Source organism: Streptomyces sp. NPDC092370 (genome assembly GCF_044755265.1).
Classification (GTDB): domain Bacteria; phylum Actinomycetota; class Actinomycetes; order Streptomycetales; family Streptomycetaceae; genus Streptomyces.
Genome location: NZ_JBIVQO010000013.1, coordinates 13,977 through 30,335 on the forward strand (window position 1 = coordinate 13,977; position 16,359 = coordinate 30,335).

Below are 16,359 nucleotides of genomic sequence, written 5' to 3' on the forward strand. Positions count from 1 at the left end.
ACTCGCCCTGGAGTAGGGCCCCGCCGGTACGCTCGCCGGGCTGCTCCGTCCCGATGTCGTCGCGGGACCCGGGCATGGCCTGGTGTGACGTGATCAAGCGCGGCCTCGACTGACGCGCCCGCTCACTACTCGTAACAGGTCAGGAATTCGCCATGTCTCTACCCTCCCCTGCCCAGGCGCGGCCCGTCCCCGAGGCCGCAGTGCTGGAAGGGCTGCCTCCGGTACGCGAGGTGAGCGCCGCGGAAGTGGCCGCCCGCATATCCGGCGGCCCCCGTCTCGTCGTCCTCGACGACGACCCGACCGGCACCCAAACGGTCGCCGACGTGCCCGTCCTGACTTCCTGGACGGTGGATGACCTGCGCTGGGCGCTGCGCCAGGACAGCGCCGTCTTCTTCGTGCTCACCAACACCCGCAGTCTGTCCCCTGAGGAGGCGGCAGCCCGCAACCGCGAGGTGGTCCGCGCCCTGCGCGTGGCGGCGGCGGCCGAGGGCACCGGCTACGTCCTGGCCAGCCGGGGGGACTCGACACTGCGCGGCCACTACCCGCTGGAGACCGATGTCCTCGCCGAAGAACTGACCGAGCTGGACGGCGGAGCTCCGGACGGAGTGGTACTGGTCCCCGCCTACATCGAGGCGGGGCGGCTGACCGTCGGCTCACGCCATTGGATGCGGACGGCCGACGGGCTGCTGCCGGTCGGCGAGAGCGAGTTCGCCCGTGACGCGACCTTCGGTTACCGCAGCTCGTCGCTGCCCGAGTGGGTCGAGGAGAAGACGGGCGGGCGCGTGCCCGCGGACGAGGTCCTGCGCGTCACCCTCGACGACCTGCGCGGAGGCGGCCCGACGCACACCGCGCGGCTGCTGTCCTCGCTGCGCGGCGGACGCCCGGCCGTGGTCGACGCGATGTGCGACGACGACCTGCGGGTGCTCGCCCTGGCCCTCGCGGAGGCGGAGGAGAACGGCACGCGGCTGCTGTACCGGGTCGGGCCGTCCTTCGTCAGGGCCCGCGCCGGACAGGCGGCGCGAGCACCGCTCACACGGGCCGAACTGCGCCCGCTGCGCGGGGACGCACCGCACGGTCTCATCGTCGCAGGGTCCCATGTCGCGCTTACCACACGGCAGTTGGACCGGCTGCGGGAGCGAGGCGGGATCGCCGAGTACGAGCTGGACGTGACCCTCCTGCTCGACGAGGAGCGGCGTGACGCCCACATCGCCGAGGTCGCGGCCGCGGCAGCCGGCGCACTGGACTCGGCGGACGCCGTGATCCGCACCTCCCGCGTGCTGGTGACGGGTGCCGACGCGGACGACAGCCTGGCGATCTCCCGCCGGGTCTCCGCCGCGCTCGTGGAGGCCGTGCGCCAGATCAACGCCACCCGGCGGCCCGCTTTCGTCGTCGCCAAGGGCGGTATCACCTCCAGCGACACCGCCACCCACGGCCTTCAGATCCGCCGTGCCTGGGCCCGGGGCACGCTACTGCCGGGCATCGTCTCGCTCTGGGAGCCCGCGGACGGCCCCGCCGCCGGCATCCCCTACATCGTCTTCGCCGGGAACGTCGGGAGCACCGACGCGCTCGCCGACGCCCTCGACCTGCTGAGGATCGTCTGATGCTGCTGCACGGAACCGATGCCCTGAAACAGGCAGCGGCCGCCGGTCACGCCCTGCCCGGGTTCGTCGCCTACAACCTGGAGACGGTCCAGGGCATCACGGCCGCCGCCGAGGAAGCCGGACGGCCGGTCATCATCCAGGCGGGCTCCAGCCCTTTCAAGCACGCCGGGCGCGACGCCCTGATGCGGCTGGCCCTGGACGCGGCCGAACACTCCGCCGCCCGCCTCGGTGTGCACCTCGATCACAGCCGGGACCTGGACGAGATCATCGCCTGCCTGGAGGCGGGCTACACCTCCGTCATGGTCGACGGCTCCCATCTGCCGTTCGCCGAGAACATCGCATTGACGAAGGAGGCGGTCCGGCGGGCTCGTGACCACGGTGCCTGGGTGGAGGCCGAGCTCGGTGCCCTGCCGGGCGACGAGGACGTCTCCACCGACGCCGTCGCGCAGGCCGCGGCGATGACCGATCCACAGCAAGCGGCCGAATTCGTGGCCGCGACGGGTGTGGACGCACTCGCCGTCGCCGTCGGCAACGTCCACGGCTTCACCAAGCACCCGGTCCGCCTGGACCTGCAGCGGCTGGCCGCGATCCACGAGTCCGTACCGGTCCCGCTCGTCCTGCACGGCGCCAGCGGTCTGCCCGTCGAGGAACTGCACTGCGCCCTCGCCCGAGGCGTCGCCAAGGTCAACGTCAACGCCGAACTGCGCCGCGCCTGTCTGGAGGCCGTCCGCGTGACCCTCCCGTCCGCGCTGCCCGGCTCCGACGTCGTCTCCCTGTGGGCGGCGGGCCGCGACGCGGTCCGGAACGCCGCCCTGGAGGTCATCGGCCGCTTGAGCCCCATTGCCGAGGGGGAAAACGCGTGACCTGAACCCAGCCCGCTGGCCCCGACCCGCACACCACACCGACGGACACACGACCGCCTTACGCCCCCCGGCCGTGCGCGTTGCGCGCGGTTCGCACCGCTCCGTCTCGGACCGTGTGCCCTCCTCGGCACGCGGTCCGAGACCGCACCCTGTTGGAGACTCCATGTCCACCACTGCCTCGATCGCCGTTTTGCACACCAGCCTGCTGTTCGTCGACCCCGATTCGGTCATCAACGAGTACCTCACGGAACTCGCGCCGGACGCCAAGGTCCTGCACTTCGTCGACAGCGACGTGCTCGCAGCAGTGGTGCGCGACGGTGAGGTCTCATGTGCCAGCACGCAGCGCGTGGTGCACCTGGCCCAGGCCGCGGAGGCCGCGGGGGCCGACGTCATCTTCTCCGCCTGCTCCTCGGTCGGTCCGGCCATCGACGTGGCCCGACGCCTGGTCTCCGTCCCGATCGTCAAGATCGACGACGCGATGACCGCGTCAGCGGTCGAGACCGCGGACGCCGTCGGCGTCCTGGCGACGGTCCCCACGACGCTGCCGCCGACCCGTGCCCTCGTCGAGGAGAAGGCCCGGGCGGCCGGTCGCGACATCACCGTTCACGAGCGGCTCTGCGAGGGCGCCTTCTCGGTGCTGATGTCCGGTGACCGCGACCGTCACGACGCGATGGTGTTGGACGGGGCACGGGCGCTGGTCACCGAGGTCGACGCGATCGTGCTGGCGCAGGCGTCCATGGCACGGCTGGCTCCCGCGATCGCCGAAGCCGTCGGCAAGCCCGTGCTCTCCAGCCCGCGCAGCGGAGCGGAGGACGCGGTGCGTGTACTGCACGAGCAGACGGCCGAACCTGTACATGCCACAGAGACGGCCTAGGCGGACCTCATGACCGAGGACCTTCGGTCCGGGGCCCGGCGGGGTCTCGCGGGCCACCTGTGATCGGCGCGCTCGTAGGACGTCACCGGCTCGGCGATGATCCCGGTGCAGTCGCGGCGCTCGCCACGCAGAAGCACGTCATCAACCACTGACCCTGGCCGTCCCGGCCGGGAACACAGGAGCCGGCATGCCGAGGTTCGCAGCGAACCTGTCCATGATGTACACCGAGCACGATTTCCTCGACCGCTTCGCCGCGGCCTCGGCCGACGGCTTCCAGGCCGTCGAGTACCTCTTCCCCTACGCGTACGACGCCAGCGAGCTGCGCCGCCGGCTCGACGACCACGGCCTCAGACAGGTTCTCTTCAACGCGCCTGCCGGAGCGTGGGAGGCCGGAGAGCGCGGGATGGCGGCGCTGCCCGGACGGGAGGCGGAGATGCGTTCCGGGGTCGACCGGGCGCTGGAGTACGCGGCGGCGCTGGGCTGCCCGCGGGTGCACCTGATGGCGGGGCTGGTCCGGCCGGATGCGACACCGGTCGAGCGGGCCGGGCACCGCGACACCTACCTGACCAACCTGGCCTGGGCGGCGGAGCGGGCCACCGCGGTGAACGTCGACATCCTGATCGAGCCGATCAACGGCCGCGACATGCCCGGATACTTCCTGAGCGCCCAGGCCGAGGCCCACGCCGTGGTGCAGGAGGTGGGAGCAGCGAACCTCAAGGTGCAGCTCGACCTCTACCACTGCCAGATCGTCGAGGGCGACCTCACCACGGCCCTGCGCCGCGACCTGCCGTCCGGCCGGGTCGGTCATCTGCAGATAGCGGGCGTGCCCGACCGCAACGAACCCGACCGGGGTGAGCTCAACGTCCGCCACCTGTTCGACGCGGTCGACGAGCTGGGCTTCGACGGGTGGATCGGCTGCGAGTACAACCCCCGTGCCGGCACGAGCGCAGGCCTCCGCTGGCTGAGCGACTACCGGAGGCACCGACGGGACGGCGCATGAGGATCGTCATCGAGCGGACCCTGTTCTTGCGTCCCCCCCCCCGGGCCCGGCGGGCTCCTGGCGTTGCACGCGCCTGCTGCCGCGTCTTGGTCGGCGACCAGCCCGTCCACGGCATCCGGGCGGCCGCTCTCGACGGCACCGGCCCCCGCGCCGGACGTCGCCGCCGTGGTCACCCCACTACGTCGACCCAATGCGCCAGGTGCAGCCACACTGGCCGTACCGGCTGCTGGGCTGGTCTTACGGTGGCTTCGTCACCCACGCCCTGGCCCGCGCGCTCCGACGCGACGGCGAGCACGTCGAAGTCCCGCCATGCTCGACGCACCCCCAGCCGCACGGCACCGCCCACGACGCCGACGCGGCCCACGCCCGTGAGGCACGGGAGGTCACCCGGCTGATCGACCAGGGCATCATCGACCCTGTCCCGGACTTTCGATCTCGAGGAGATCGGCCTCGCCCACCAGCTCATCCATGACAGCCAGCACCCGGCCGGGAACATGGCCGCACGCGTGGGCGACCGCGGGTGATTCACACCCGGCCTGAGGGGTACCCACGGCGAGGAACAACGCACGTGCACTCCCGGGAGGTATCCATGGGCAAGCTGGGCGACATGATGAACAAGGCCAAGCAGATGGCCAAGGGCCACCCCGATCAGGCCGACAAGGGCGTCACGAGCGCCGAGCGCATGGTCGACGAGCGGACGGGCAACAAGTACGACGCCAAGACCGACAAGGCCGGGGACGCGGTGCGGCGTTCCTACCGGGACGGCGGTACGCCCGAACGCTGATCCGCCACCGTTTCCCGTCCCCGGCCCGCCGGGGACGGGAAACGCCTGTTCAGAGGCGGTCTCCGGCCCAGGGCGCAGCTGAACCCTCTCGCCCCGACAGGTCAGCGCGCGTGGGCGGGCTCCGTACGCAGACGCACCAGCAGGTCGTTCCCACAGGGGAACGCCCGCAGGTCCAGACTCCCCACCGGACCGGACCGGCCAGGCCTCCACCCTCCTCAACGCGTGAGCGCCTTCCACGCGGCTTCCTGCGCTGAGAACGGCCTCGTCACCGACCAGGAACCGCGCCCGCGCCGAGCGGGTCGCCTCGTCGTCGAGCAGTGCCTCCTCGTCCGCCCGCATCACCATGTGCGGTGCGGGGGAGGGGCCGCAGCTCCAGGTCCCAGCCGAGCGGCAGGTTCAGGCCGGGCACGCGGTCCCCGGCGACGGCGATCCCGGCAGGGTGCGAGGTCGACGCCGTCGGCCCGGCGGGAACTCCGGAATCGTCCCGACCCGGGAGCTTCCCGCAGGCCGACCTCACCTCGCGCCGGGCCCGCCGGGCGGCCCGCCGTCCCGCCCTGACCGGGCCGTCCACGACGCAGGCACCACCCGTGCCGTGGGACCTGCGCCACGCGGCCTCTCGACGCCTGTGCCCTGCCCCTCGACGTCGGCGCCCCCGCGGACCACGGCGTCATCGCCGACATGCGCGCGCCCGACCTGCTGCTTCGGCGTCAGCGCCCTCCGCACCAGCCACCGGGACCTGCTCACCGGCGCGCTGCATCTGCGGGACCTTACCCGGTCCGCCACCTACCACCCCGCGTTCCCGGCCACGCGGCCGCGACCTCAAGGCCGGCACCGCGTCTGCGCGCCCGGGGCAAGGGACGCAACGAGCCGCGCACGGCCACGAGCCCTCCGAGTCCGACGCCGACGGTGAGCGGTCGGACTGAACCACGCTGCCGCTGTCGCGTGATGCCCCTCTCCGTCACGGGCTCCCTCACGCCCGGCGGGGCGGGCATCGCCGGACCAAGGGTGAGCCGTCGCCCTATGGCGCGTCCGGTGCCTTGCCGGCCACGTAGACGGTGTTGGCCGAGGTGCCTCCGCGCAGGGGATTGTCGAAGTCGACGACATGGGCCGTCGCGTGTGCGAAGACCTCCGTGAGCGCGGTGGTGAACTCCTTGTCGGGCGGGTCGTTCGACCACAGGGCGAAAACCCCGCCGGGGCGGAGGTGGCCGGCCAGGGCGCGAAGCCCGGCGGGCTGGTAGAGCGCCGCGTGCCGGGGGTGGAGCACATGGCGCGGTGAGTGGTCGACGTCGAGCAGGATGACGTGGAAGCGGCGGCCCGGCTCCTCCGGGTCCAGACCACCGGGGTCGGCGGCCAGCGCGAAGAAGTCACCGTGTACCAGGCGGCAGCGGGCGTCCGACGTCAGCCGGCCCGCCACGGGCACCAGGTGCCGCCGGTGCCAGTCGATGACTTCGGCGAGCGCGTCGATCACGGTCAGTGAACGCACCCGGCGGTCGTCCAGTGCGGCCTGGGCGGTGTAGCCGAGCCCCAGGCCGCCGACGGCGACATCCAGTTCGGTGTCCGGCAGCTCGGCCAGTGCGAGTTCCGCGAGGGCGGTCTCACCGGTGGTGAAGAGGCTGGACATCAGGAACTCGTCGCCGAGCTTCACCTCGTACACGTCGTCGCCCGACACCGGGTCGCGGCGTCGGCGCAGACTGATCTCACCGATCGGTGTCGGTTGCCAGTCGATCTCCTCGAAGCGCGCGCTCATTCGTGCTCCTCGTCCGCGCCGGGTCGGGGTCGGCGACTCTCGTGATGGCGTCCGGCTCAGGCGTCGATGATGACCGGGATGACCATTGGCCTGCGGCGGTGGGTGCGGAACGCCCAGTTGGCCACGGCTCGGGCGATGAGCTGTTCGAGCTGGTGGGCGTCACCGACGCCCTCTTGGGCGGCGTTGGCCAACGTCTTCTCGATGACGGGGATGACCGGCTCGAAGGTGGTCTCGTCGTGGACGAAGCCGCGGGCCAGGAAGTCGGGAGCCTCGGCCAGCGCGCCGGTGTCGGCGTCGACGATGGCCACGACGGTGACGACGCCTTCCTCGGCCAGCGTGAGACGGTCCTTGAGGGAGGCCTCCGTCGCGCCCCCGACCTCCATCCCGTCCACGTAGACGTTGCCCGCGGGCACCTTGCCCGTGATGGAGGCGCGACCGTCGACGAGGTCGACGACGACACCGTCCTCGGCGACGACGACCCGCTCGGGATCCACGCCGGTCCGGATGGCGAGGTCGGCGTTGGCCCGCAGGTGACGGAACTCGCCGTGGACGGGCATGACGTTACGGGGGCGGACGATGTTGTAGCAGTAGACGAGCTCCCCGGCGCTGGCGTGGCCGGAGACGTGCACCTTGGCGTTGCCCTTGTGGACGACGTTGGCGCCCCACCGGGTCAGGCCGTTGATCACCCGGTAGATGGCGTTCTCGTTGCCGGGGATGAGGGAACTGGCGAGCAGGACGGTGTCGCCCTTGCCGATGCGGATCGAGTGGTCGCGGTTGGCCATCCGCGACAGTGCCGCCATGGGTTCGCCCTGGGAGCCCGTACACACCAGGGTGATCCGGTGGTCCGGCAGCTTCTCCAGCTCCTTGGCGTTCACGACCAGGCCGGACGGAACCTTGAGATAGCCCAGGTCGCGGGCGATGCCCATGTTGCGGACCATCGAGCGGCCCACGAAGGCCACCTTGCGGCCGTGTGCGTGGGCGGCGTCCAGGACCTGCTGGATGCGGTGTACGTGGCTGGCGAAACTGGAGACGATCACTCGCCGCGGTGCCGTGCGCATCACCTGCTCGATCGCGGGGTTCAGCTCGCGTTCGGAGGTGGTGAAGCCGGGGACCTCGGCGTTGGTGGAGTCGGTGAGGAACAGGTCCACTCCCTCCTCGCCGAGCCGGGCGAAGGCACGCAGGTCGGTGATCCGGTCGTCCAGCGGGAACTGGTCCATCTTGAAGTCACCGGTGTGCAGCACCAGCCCGGCCGAGGTACGCAGGGCCACCGCGAGGCTGTCCGGGATGGAGTGGTTGACGGCCACGAACTCGCAGTCGAAGGGACCAAAACCACGCCGGTCGCCCTCGCGTACACGCACCGACCGGGGCCTGATCCCGTGCTCCTTGAGCTTGGCCTCCAGGAAGGCCAGGGTGAGCTTCGAGCCGACGACGGGAATGTCCGACCGCTCCCGCAGCAGGTAGGGCACGCCGCCGATGTGGTCTTCGTGGCCGTGGGTGAGGACGATGGCGACGATGTCGTCGAGGCGGTCCCTGATCGAGGTGAAGTCCGGCAGGATCACGTCCACGCCGGGCTGGTTCTCCTCCGGGAACAGCACCCCGCAGTCCACGATCAACAGTTTGCCGGCGTGCTCGAAGACGGTCATGTTGCGACCGATCTCGCCGAGGCCGCCGAGGGCGACGACGCGCAGGCCTCCGGTCGGCAGAGGAGGGGCGGCCTTCAAATTGGGGTGCGGATGACTCATACCCCGACGCTACCGGAGGGCCCGCTGGAATGATCCACTGCCTGCCCCGTGACACGGGCTACCCGGTGAACCGCATGGGCTCTGTCTCCCGTCCTGCGGAGGTGCCGTGCCGGCCTGGCGATCTGGTCGGCGGTGGCCGTGATCGTCGCGCGGCCCAGGCCTCCGCCTTGGGAGGGGCCGGGCCCGGGGCCTCCGCATGCCTGGAATAGCCGCGCGGACACGGCTCGTTGATCATTGAGGCGCCGGTCTGACGCCGGAGCCGAAGAGCAGCATCGAGGAGAAGGGAGCATCCGGCGTGGACGTCTTCATCATCGGCATCACCGGCGGTATCGGTGGTCTGCTGACGCAGAGGCTGCGCTCCCGGGGGGACGCCGTCCACGGGCTGGTTCGGCGGGAGGACCAGCATGCGGAACTCGCAACGCGAGGTGTGAACGCACGAGTCGGCGATCTTTCCGGCATGACCGTGGACCAACTCGCGGCGGCCTTCGGTGACGTCGACGTAATCGTGTTCAGCGCCGGATCGAATGGCGGCAGCAGGGAAGTCACGACGGCGATCGACGGCGATGGGGTCGTCAAGGCGATCAAAGCTGCCCGCGTCGCCGGTGTGGAGCGCTTCGTGCTGGTGTCGGTGCTTCCGGAAGCATGGCGGGAACGCGACCTGGGCGAAGAGGTCGAGTACTACTTCGCCGTGAAGAAGGGCGCAGACGTAGCGGTCAGCCGCAGCGATCTGAATTGGCTGATCCTCCGTCCGTCACTCCTTCTCGACGGTCCGGGAACCGGCAGCGTGTCCCTCGGCCCGGCAGAGCTCCATGGTGAGATCACTCGCGACGATGTCGCCGCCACCCTCGTGGAACTGCTCCACGAGCCCCGGATCGGCCGGCAGATCCTCGAACTCAACGAGGGGCCGACGCCCATCCAGGAGGCGGTCCGAGCGAACATCCGCTCTTGACCCGGCCGGCTGTCCTCACGCAGGTCACCCTCTCGCTCGCTGGCATGCCGTTCTGCGCAGCAATGGCGGCCGGAAGCTCAGACGATCTTGACAGTGGTGCCGTTGTTCTCGAGTGCGGTGGTTTCGGCGGCGGGTGCGGTGGTGTCGGTGACGAGGATGTGCACCAGGGCGGAGGGCCCGACGTAGGCGTGAGCGGTGCGGCCCAGCTTGCTGCCGTCGGCTGCGGCGATGATGCGGCGCGCCGAGGTGATGACGGCCTTCTTCACCGCTGCTTCGTCGAGGTCGTAGGCGGTCATGCCGTCGCCGGCGGTCAAGCCGCAGCAGCCGAGGACGGCGGTGTCGAAACGCAGGGCCGAAAGGGAGGCGAGGGTGAGAGGACCGATGAGGGCTCCTTCGCCGGGGCGGGGCCGGCCTCCGGGGACCAGGAGCGAGGTCGGCTCGGGGGCGTCGTCGAGAGTGTGGATCGCCTGAAGCGACAGGGGCATGACGGTCACCTGGCGGCCGTGCAGCAGGCGCGCGACTTCCAGACAGGTCGTGCCGCTGTCGAGCAGGACGGTTTCGCCGTCGGTGATGAGTGACGCCACCTCCGCCGCGATCCGGCGCTTGGCATCGAGGGCTTCGTGGGCGCGCAGCGCGAAGGGGGGTTCGTCGCCCCGGAGCAGGAGGGTACGAGCACCGCCACGGAACCGTTCGAGGACGCCTTGCTGGGCCAAGTGGTCCAGATCGCGACGGATGGTCATCTCCGATGCGCCCGTCAGGTCGGCGAGATCGGCGACGGTGGCCGTCCCCGCCTTCTGGACAGCCTCGGCGATCAGTCGGTGACGTTCCACGCTGCTCATACCGTGATTCAACACCACTCCTGTCGAACAGTGAAGATGTTTGAAATAGGTCCTTTCAAACAGATCAGGTGTTCGTTACGGTGGACTGCATGGAAAGAGCGCTGCGCGCATCTCGCGTTGTGACATTTGTCTATTTCGTACTCAATGGCACGTTGCTGGGTATGTGGGTGGTGCAGATCCCGGCCATCGAGGAACGCGTGGGCATCAGCCACGCGGCCCTGGGCGGGTTCCTCGTACTGTTGGGCGCCGGTGCCTTCGCCGGGATGCAGGCCGGCGGGCGTCTGTCCGACCGGCTCGGCACACGGACCGTCGTTCCTCTGGCCGGAGTGCTGTGCAGCGCGACCCTGGTCCTGCCCGGTCTCGCCCGGGAACCGTGGACCCTCGGAGCAGCCCTCCTGCTCTTCGGATTCGGAAACGGCACCCTCGACGTCAGTATGAACGCGCACGCCGTGCAGGTGGAGAAGGCGTACGAACGGCCTGTCATGTCGGCTTTCCACGCCACTTTCTCCGTCGGTGGTGTCCTGGCAGCGCTCGCCGGTGCCGCGGCCCTCGACATCGGCTGGGACCCGGCCATGACACTGGGCACCGCTGCCGCCGTCGGCGTGATCATCGCCCTGGTGCCGGCTCGTGGTCTCCTGCCCGCCCCGTCGATCGCCGAAGTGGACGATGCGGAGAGCGGACCCCGGATGAAGAAGCGTGCCGTTCCCTCCCGGATCTGGCTCCTGGCGGTCCTGGCTCTGCTGATCATGCTCTGCGAGGGAGCCGCCAACGACTGGAGCGTCCTGCACCTGAAGGATGTCCTGGATGCGCCGGAGAGCACCGCCGCCTTCGCCTACGGCACCTACGCGGCCACCATGACCGCCGGCAGGCTCATGGCGGACCGGATATCCGCCCGATTCGGGCCGGTCGCCGTCCTGCGGTACGGCGCGGCTCTGGCCGCCGTCGGCATCACGGCAGTGGCCCTCTCGCCCTGGATCTGGGCGGCGCTGACCGGCTGGGCGCTGTTCGGCCTGGGCCTGTCCGGTTGCATCCCGCAACTGTTCAGCGCCGCCGGACACACGGACCCCGCCGCCGCGGGCACCAACGTCTCCCGGGTCGCCGGACTGGGGTACATCGGCATGCTGGCAGGCCCCGCCGTCATCGGCTGGATGACCCATCTCATGGCCCTCAACCACACCTTTCTGCTGCTCACCCTGTTCTGCGCGACCGCCACCGTCGCGGCCGGCGTCCTGCGTCCCTCACCGGACCGCTCGCCTGCCGTCGAGCTGAGCTCCTGACCGCCTGCGCGACACGGCCTGACCACGCCTCGCGCGGCTTCCTGCCTCACCTGCACCGGCGGCGCCGCGACCGCCGGTGCAGCCGGCACCGTCACCACGACCATGCGTCACGCTCGTGGCGGATCAGAACGGAAACCGCCCCGCGTGCGCCGGCACACGGCATGACGGCAGCGACCACCCGGATCACACGGGCGCAGAGTTCTCCTCTGGCATCGCGGCAGCGTGACGGCCAGGGGGCGGGCCGGCGCCTCCGGCCTGCTCACAACCGCGACGGTCGCGCCGAGCTGACCGTGCTGCCTGGGCCGCGGGCCGCCTCCACTTTCTGCCCGGCACCCCTACGGGACCCACCGGCACAGGCTCCGCCCTGCTGTCCGTCGGGGAACTGGGACGGGGAAATCGGTCCTCCTTCGGTGCCGGACCGGCCGACTGATCTGCCGCTGTCGCCGGTGACAGCAACCGAGACGCCGCCGCCGACGACACGGCTCCGGTCATCGTGCGCGACCTGGACGGGATCCGGCAGGTCCGGGCAGTCCACGCCAGAGGCGCTGATGGGCCGGGGTGGCGGTCTCTCGGCAAGCCGGCAGCTGTCGTCCGGGTGAACCATGATCGGCTTCCGCGATCGACGGCCGTGTCGCCAGCAGCTTCCGACCGAGCGGTGTAGCGTCGAATTCAGCAGTCGTGGTTCCGAAGTCCCGTGCGCCCGTGATCACGATCATGGGCGTTCTTGCTGTTCAGCGCCGCTCCGGACCAAGGCGATCACCTCCCGGGCCCGCAGGGTGCGAGCCCGGTCTTCCTCGAAGGAGCAGGCCATGGCCAAGGGCACCGTCAAGTGGTTCAACAGCGAGAAGGGATTCGGCTTCATCGAGCAGGAAGGCGGCGGACCTGACGTCTTCGCCCACTACTCCAACATCGCCGCTCAGGGATTCCGCGAGCTGCAGGAGGGGCAGAAAGTCGAGTTCGACGTCACGCAGGGCCAGAAGGGGCCGCAGGCGGAGAACATCCGACCGGCATGACACAGGGCCCGGCGGGGGCCCAGGAGACCCCCGCCGGGACACCTACCAGGTGAGCACCACCTCGGATCAGCGTCGCCACTCTCCAACGCCCGACCCTAACCGACCCTCTTCCTGCTCTCGGCGCTCCAACGCCCTCCGGATCAGCAAGAAGGTCGCGATGGCGACCAGAACCATCCCCACGAGGATCAAGGCTGCCCCGATCACGAGCAGCATCGTCCCCGGCAGCATCAAGATCGTTCCGATGTGACGAGAAGAAAGATCGCCAGGACGGTCGCAGCTCCCTCCCGTCCCCCCTTCCGACGGGTGCCGCCGGCCGGCGCCTTGAACGAGACATTCCACTGCTGCCGAGCCGATGGGCGGCGTACGTACACCTCGGCTGGGGGAGGGCAGGAAGACGCCCGTCAGATTGTCGTCGCCAGAGCCCCGGACGTGGAGCGTGTTCGAGTCCACCCGGTCTTCCGACCCGATGGGCATGCTCCGGACTCCAGCAACCGAATGAAGTCCGGCGGAGATCCCTCGCGTTGTGTCCGGCCGACGCACGTCCCGGAAAGAGCGCGGATGCGGACGTAGACTCGGCGGATGGCTGTGAGTTGGGATCAGTTGATCGTCGATGCGGCGGACCACACGGGGCTGGGGCGATGGTGGGCTCGGGCCCTCGGCTGGGTGGTGGTCGTCGACACCGGGGAGGAGTTCGAGATCAGGCAGGATCCACGCCGTTTCCCGGGCATTCTCTTCACCCCGGTGGGGGACGGGAAGATCGTGAAGAACCGGCTCCACCTGGACCTGCGGCCGGATGACCAGGCCAGTGAGGTCACTCGCCTGGTGGCCTTGGGCGCGCGGCACGTCGACATCGGCCAGCGCGATGAGCCCTGGGTCGTTCTGGCCGACCCGGAGGGCAACGAGTTCTGCGTGCTCGGATCCCGGAAGAACTGACAGGGGCCTCGGTTCTTCCGGGCCGGACGGGCCACCGGCCCGCAGGCCGTCCTGCGAATCCGGCCGAAGGCAGCCGCGCGGCCCGACCCGCACGCAGCCCGGCACGGCTCATACCGCCAACCGTTGTTCGCGCAGCTTCATGTAGTACGGCAGATGGAAGCGGTGGAACTCGCCCAGCACCGGGTCGTCCGCGACGCCGGCACCGGTGTCCTCCGTCGAACGGCGTGTAAAGGTACTGCTCTTGCTCGCGTCGCGATGCCACTTTTCGGTGCGCTGCCACTGCGGGGGGACCCCGGGCTCCCAGTGCAGGGCCGCGGCCTGGAACGGTATGCCGACCCTTTCGCAGTAGGCGCGGACCGTCGCCTCCGGACGGTCCAGCAGATCGTCGGAGTCGATGACGACCGGCTCGGTACCCGTCGCCGCCACGACCGCGTTGTAGATCTCGTACAACCGGGAGAAGCCGATCTCATCGCGGGTCAGCCGGGGGTTGAGGGCCGCGTGCGAGGCGATCACCTCGGCTGGATCACGAATGATGAAGGTGTGCGTCGCGCTCGTCAGGAAGTCCGTGTCGGCGAGCAGCGCAGGGTAGTGGAAATCCGTCGTGTCCTTGAAGAACACGCGCCCGGGGACGGCCCGCAGCGCCTCGATCAGTTCCGTCTCCGACGCGACCGTGCGCCCCGCCACTTCGGCGGACCCGAAGTCGGCGACGTGCGAGAACGGTTCGTGTACGACATCGAAGTCCCCGCGTTCCATCATCATCCGCTCGAAGGCGGTGGACCTGCTGCGCGGTGCGCTCCACAGAGCGAGCAGCAGATGATCGGGGCCGCCGTCGGCTCGGAACTCCTTCATGGCGTTTCCTCTCGGTAGCGGGGCGGGCTGGCCACCGTACCCAGTGCGGGGATGCGTATTCATACTGCCGGAGGGGGTTCAGCACTGCGCTTACACGCGTCCACACAGGAGCGAGAAAGGGCGGTGTCCCCCGCACGGCTCGTACGTCCGGCGGGTATCGGGAATCAGCGCGACAGGGAGTCGGCGCAAGGACCTCCCGGGCTTCAATGCAAAGGTGCGAAACATTGATCTGTCACCGCATCTCGACAATGTCGGCACGTCGACGGTCACCGCCACCGCGGCCGGCCGGTTCAACGTGTGGGGCAACTCCTTCGCAGCGGAGGACCTGCCCGCACCGGGAACCGCCGTCCTGGTCGACGCCGTGCCCTTCACCATGCCTCCGGTCGGAACCTCCGAACCGGACAACGTGCGCTGCGCGGGCCAGTACATCGAGGTCGGTGCGCAGCCAGGACTGATCGATTGGATCCATCTGCTGGCTGCGGGGGAGCGGCGGGTCGAGGACGAGTTCGCGCTGCACTTCGCGGACGGCACGGTCGATTTCGAGTGCGTCAGGGTTTCCGACTTCTGGGCGGCCCCGCCGGCCTTCGGTGAGGTCCGAGCCTTCGAGACCCTGATGCACTATCCGATCCACACACAGTTCGGCGTTCCGGCGACATTGTGGTCGCAACGGGTCCCGGTCTCCCGGCGCGCTCCCCTCGCCGGGATCGGTCTGCCCCGCAACGTGGCCCTGCACGTCTTCGCCATCACGCTGCAACCCGCGGTGCCGGTGGCCACCTCGACGACGAGGGAGGCACGATGACCGCGACGACGCCCGAGGTGGCGGCCGCCATGCTCCCGAGCCAGGCGGCCCGTCAGCCGCCGACGTTCTACCGGGATCCGATCAGTTGCCTGCAGTCGGTGTTCGGTGCGCTGCTCACCCATGCCGGACACGACCCGGTAGCCGCCCTCGGCGCCCGCTGGGAGTTCCGGCACATCCCGGGTGACGTACGGCCGGAGGAGTTCTACTACCCCGAGCGCTCACCCGGTGACGTGGCGGCGACCATGATGCCGTACCACCCGGTGTGCTCATCCTGGTCCGTGCCCACCACGGCGGACCCGTTGGGCGAACTCGCCGCACTGATCGACGGCGGTGTGCTGCCGGTCGCGGCCGTCGACAACTACCACCTTCCGTTCCGGCCGGCGTTCCACGACGTGCACGCCGCGCATCTGGTGCTGGTGTTCGGTGTGGACCGGACCCGCGGGCTCGTTCTCGTCTCCGACACCATGCCCCCCGCGTTCTCCGGCGCGATCCGCGCGGAGGACTTCTTGGCTGCCTGGGGTTCGTCCAACCCCGCCGACGACCAAGACGCCTTCTTCAGCGACGCCCGCATCGGGCGGCGATACCTGACCCTCGACATCGGGGCGCCGTGGCCGGGCGACGACCCGGCCACGCTCATGGCGGCGCTGCGCGCCAACGACACGGACCTGCACGCCGAACGCTCGCCCCACAGCGGCCACTGGACCGGCCTCGCCGGTCTGCGCCGCTACGTCGAGCATGTCGTCGAGGCGTCCCGTGCCGGGGACAGCGACGTGCTCAAGTCCGTCTACACCTTCGGCTGGGGGCAGCAGGCGATGTGCAGCCTGCACGGTGAACTGCTGCGCGCCCGAGGACACGCGTGGGCCGTACCGGCCCTGCGCGAAGCGGGCCGGCAGGTCGAGACCGCCGCGCACACCTGGAGCGGACTGCGCCTGACCGCGGCGCACGGCTGGCCGGACCCGGTCGCCGCCGCGGATGACCTGCACCGGCACGGCACCCGGCTGTGTCGCCGCTACGAGGCCGCGGCCACCGCGGTGGCCAGGGCGGTCACCGCCCTGGCCCAGCCGCCGGGCTGATCACTCTCACGCTCAG

16 protein-coding genes are annotated in these 16,359 nt (G+C 70.3%); 12 read left to right on the plus strand and 4 right to left on the minus strand.

Annotated features, from left to right (window positions below):
- The first annotated feature begins 152 nt into the window (after positions 1-152).
- The 6 genes from ACIQHQ_RS30960 (at position 153) to ACIQHQ_RS30985 (ending at position 5,122) form a co-directional block, all read left to right on the plus strand.
- Positions 153-1,601, plus strand: a complete 1,449-nt coding sequence (locus tag ACIQHQ_RS30960; RefSeq protein ID WP_402618115.1) for a four-carbon acid sugar kinase family protein — start codon at positions 153-155, stop codon at positions 1,599-1,601.
- Positions 1,601-2,464, plus strand: coding sequence for a ketose-bisphosphate aldolase (locus ACIQHQ_RS30965; protein WP_402618118.1), 864 nt, complete (start codon positions 1,601-1,603; stop codon positions 2,462-2,464). The genes ACIQHQ_RS30960 and ACIQHQ_RS30965 overlap by 1 nt, the downstream gene beginning before the upstream one ends.
- A gap of 163 nt (positions 2,465-2,627) precedes the next feature.
- The gene (locus tag ACIQHQ_RS30970) at positions 2,628-3,338 is read left to right on the plus strand and encodes an aspartate/glutamate racemase family protein (protein ID WP_402618120.1); all 711 of its coding nucleotides are present in this window, start codon (positions 2,628-2,630) and stop codon (positions 3,336-3,338) included.
- A 187-nt stretch (positions 3,339-3,525) separates the two neighbouring features.
- Positions 3,526-4,338: a 2-oxo-tetronate isomerase gene (gene otnI, locus ACIQHQ_RS30975; RefSeq protein WP_402618123.1), complete on the plus strand. Its 813-nt coding sequence runs from the start codon at positions 3,526-3,528 to the stop codon at positions 4,336-4,338.
- Between the two features lie 190 nt (positions 4,339-4,528).
- On the plus strand, positions 4,529-4,810 hold the full coding sequence (locus ACIQHQ_RS30980; RefSeq protein ID WP_402618125.1) for a thioesterase domain-containing protein: 282 nt from the start codon (positions 4,529-4,531) through the stop codon (positions 4,808-4,810).
- A 117-nt stretch (positions 4,811-4,927) separates the two neighbouring features.
- Positions 4,928-5,122, plus strand: a complete 195-nt coding sequence (locus tag ACIQHQ_RS30985; RefSeq protein ID WP_402618128.1) for an antitoxin — start codon at positions 4,928-4,930, stop codon at positions 5,120-5,122.
- A gap of 1,018 nt (positions 5,123-6,140) precedes the next feature.
- Here the strand turns inward: ACIQHQ_RS30985 and ACIQHQ_RS30990 are convergent.
- On the minus strand, positions 6,141-6,869 hold the full coding sequence (locus ACIQHQ_RS30990) for a spermidine synthase (protein ID WP_402618131.1): 729 nt from the start codon (positions 6,867-6,869) through the stop codon (positions 6,141-6,143).
- Between the two features lie 56 nt (positions 6,870-6,925).
- Positions 6,926-8,611 (minus strand): ribonuclease J, encoded by a 1,686-nt coding sequence (locus tag ACIQHQ_RS30995; protein ID WP_402618134.1) that lies wholly within the window; start codon positions 8,609-8,611, stop codon positions 6,926-6,928.
- Between the two features lie 295 nt (positions 8,612-8,906).
- Between ACIQHQ_RS30995 and ACIQHQ_RS31000 the strand changes: the two genes are divergently transcribed.
- On the plus strand, positions 8,907-9,560 hold the full coding sequence (locus tag ACIQHQ_RS31000) for an NAD(P)H-binding protein (RefSeq protein ID WP_402618137.1): 654 nt from the start codon (positions 8,907-8,909) through the stop codon (positions 9,558-9,560).
- A gap of 77 nt (positions 9,561-9,637) precedes the next feature.
- Here the strand turns inward: ACIQHQ_RS31000 and ACIQHQ_RS31005 are convergent, their stop codons facing one another.
- Positions 9,638-10,399 carry a DeoR/GlpR family DNA-binding transcription regulator gene (locus tag ACIQHQ_RS31005; protein ID WP_402618140.1) on the minus strand — a complete coding sequence of 254 codons (762 nt, stop codon included), beginning with the start codon at positions 10,397-10,399 and terminating at the stop codon, positions 9,638-9,640.
- Positions 10,400-10,488: 89 nt separating this feature from the next.
- Between ACIQHQ_RS31005 and ACIQHQ_RS31010 the strand changes: the two genes are divergently transcribed.
- The 3 genes from ACIQHQ_RS31010 to ACIQHQ_RS31020 all read left to right on the plus strand — a co-directional run bounded on the left by ACIQHQ_RS31010 (position 10,489) and on the right by ACIQHQ_RS31020 (position 13,622).
- Positions 10,489-11,676, plus strand: coding sequence for an MFS transporter (locus ACIQHQ_RS31010; protein WP_402618143.1), 1,188 nt, complete (start codon positions 10,489-10,491; stop codon positions 11,674-11,676).
- Between the two features lie 809 nt (positions 11,677-12,485).
- Positions 12,486-12,689: a cold-shock protein gene (locus ACIQHQ_RS31015; protein ID WP_007379522.1), complete on the plus strand. Its 204-nt coding sequence runs from the start codon at positions 12,486-12,488 to the stop codon at positions 12,687-12,689.
- 579 nt (positions 12,690-13,268) lie between these two features.
- Positions 13,269-13,622, plus strand: a complete 354-nt coding sequence (locus tag ACIQHQ_RS31020; protein ID WP_402618146.1) for a VOC family protein — start codon at positions 13,269-13,271, stop codon at positions 13,620-13,622.
- A 108-nt stretch (positions 13,623-13,730) separates the two neighbouring features.
- On the opposite strand, the gene ACIQHQ_RS31025 is transcribed toward ACIQHQ_RS31020, so the two are convergent.
- Positions 13,731-14,471: a sulfotransferase family protein gene (locus tag ACIQHQ_RS31025; RefSeq protein ID WP_402618149.1), complete on the minus strand. Its 741-nt coding sequence runs from the start codon at positions 14,469-14,471 to the stop codon at positions 13,731-13,733.
- Between the two features lie 214 nt (positions 14,472-14,685).
- On the opposite strand from ACIQHQ_RS31025, the gene ACIQHQ_RS31030 reads away from it, so the two are divergent.
- The gene (locus ACIQHQ_RS31030; protein ID WP_402618151.1) at positions 14,686-15,270 is read left to right on the plus strand and encodes a hypothetical protein; all 585 of its coding nucleotides are present in this window, start codon (positions 14,686-14,688) and stop codon (positions 15,268-15,270) included.
- Positions 15,267-16,343, plus strand: coding sequence for a BtrH N-terminal domain-containing protein (locus ACIQHQ_RS31035; RefSeq protein WP_402618154.1), 1,077 nt, complete (start codon positions 15,267-15,269; stop codon positions 16,341-16,343). Before ACIQHQ_RS31030 ends, ACIQHQ_RS31035 begins: the two co-directional genes overlap by 4 nt.
- Positions 16,344-16,359 lie beyond the last annotated feature (16 nt).

Coding starts and splice junctions, on each gene's coding strand:
- ACIQHQ_RS31015 (WP_007379522.1), top strand. CDS start 12,486: ATGGCCAAGGGCACCGTCAAGTGGTTCAACAGCGAGAAGGGATTCGGC.
- ACIQHQ_RS31020 (WP_402618146.1), top strand. CDS start 13,269: ATGGCTGTGAGTTGGGATCAGTTGATCGTCGATGCGGCGGACCACACG.
- ACIQHQ_RS31005 (WP_402618140.1), bottom strand. CDS start 10,399: ATGAGCAGCGTGGAACGTCACCGACTGATCGCCGAGGCTGTCCAGAAG.
- ACIQHQ_RS30965 (WP_402618118.1), top strand. CDS start 1,601: ATGCTGCTGCACGGAACCGATGCCCTGAAACAGGCAGCGGCCGCCGGT.
- ACIQHQ_RS30970 (WP_402618120.1), top strand. CDS start 2,628: ATGTCCACCACTGCCTCGATCGCCGTTTTGCACACCAGCCTGCTGTTC.
- ACIQHQ_RS31025 (WP_402618149.1), bottom strand. CDS start 14,471: ATGAAGGAGTTCCGAGCCGACGGCGGCCCCGATCATCTGCTGCTCGCT.
- ACIQHQ_RS30990 (WP_402618131.1), bottom strand. CDS start 6,869: ATGAGCGCGCGCTTCGAGGAGATCGACTGGCAACCGACACCGATCGGT.
- ACIQHQ_RS30980 (WP_402618125.1), top strand. CDS start 4,529: ATGCGCCAGGTGCAGCCACACTGGCCGTACCGGCTGCTGGGCTGGTCT.
- ACIQHQ_RS30995 (WP_402618134.1), bottom strand. CDS start 8,611: ATGAGTCATCCGCACCCCAATTTGAAGGCCGCCCCTCCTCTGCCGACC.
- ACIQHQ_RS30985 (WP_402618128.1), top strand. CDS start 4,928: ATGGGCAAGCTGGGCGACATGATGAACAAGGCCAAGCAGATGGCCAAG.
- ACIQHQ_RS30960 (WP_402618115.1), top strand. CDS start 153: ATGTCTCTACCCTCCCCTGCCCAGGCGCGGCCCGTCCCCGAGGCCGCA.
- ACIQHQ_RS31035 (WP_402618154.1), top strand. CDS start 15,267: ATGACCGCGACGACGCCCGAGGTGGCGGCCGCCATGCTCCCGAGCCAG.
- ACIQHQ_RS31010 (WP_402618143.1), top strand. CDS start 10,489: ATGGAAAGAGCGCTGCGCGCATCTCGCGTTGTGACATTTGTCTATTTC.
- otnI (WP_402618123.1), top strand. CDS start 3,526: ATGCCGAGGTTCGCAGCGAACCTGTCCATGATGTACACCGAGCACGAT.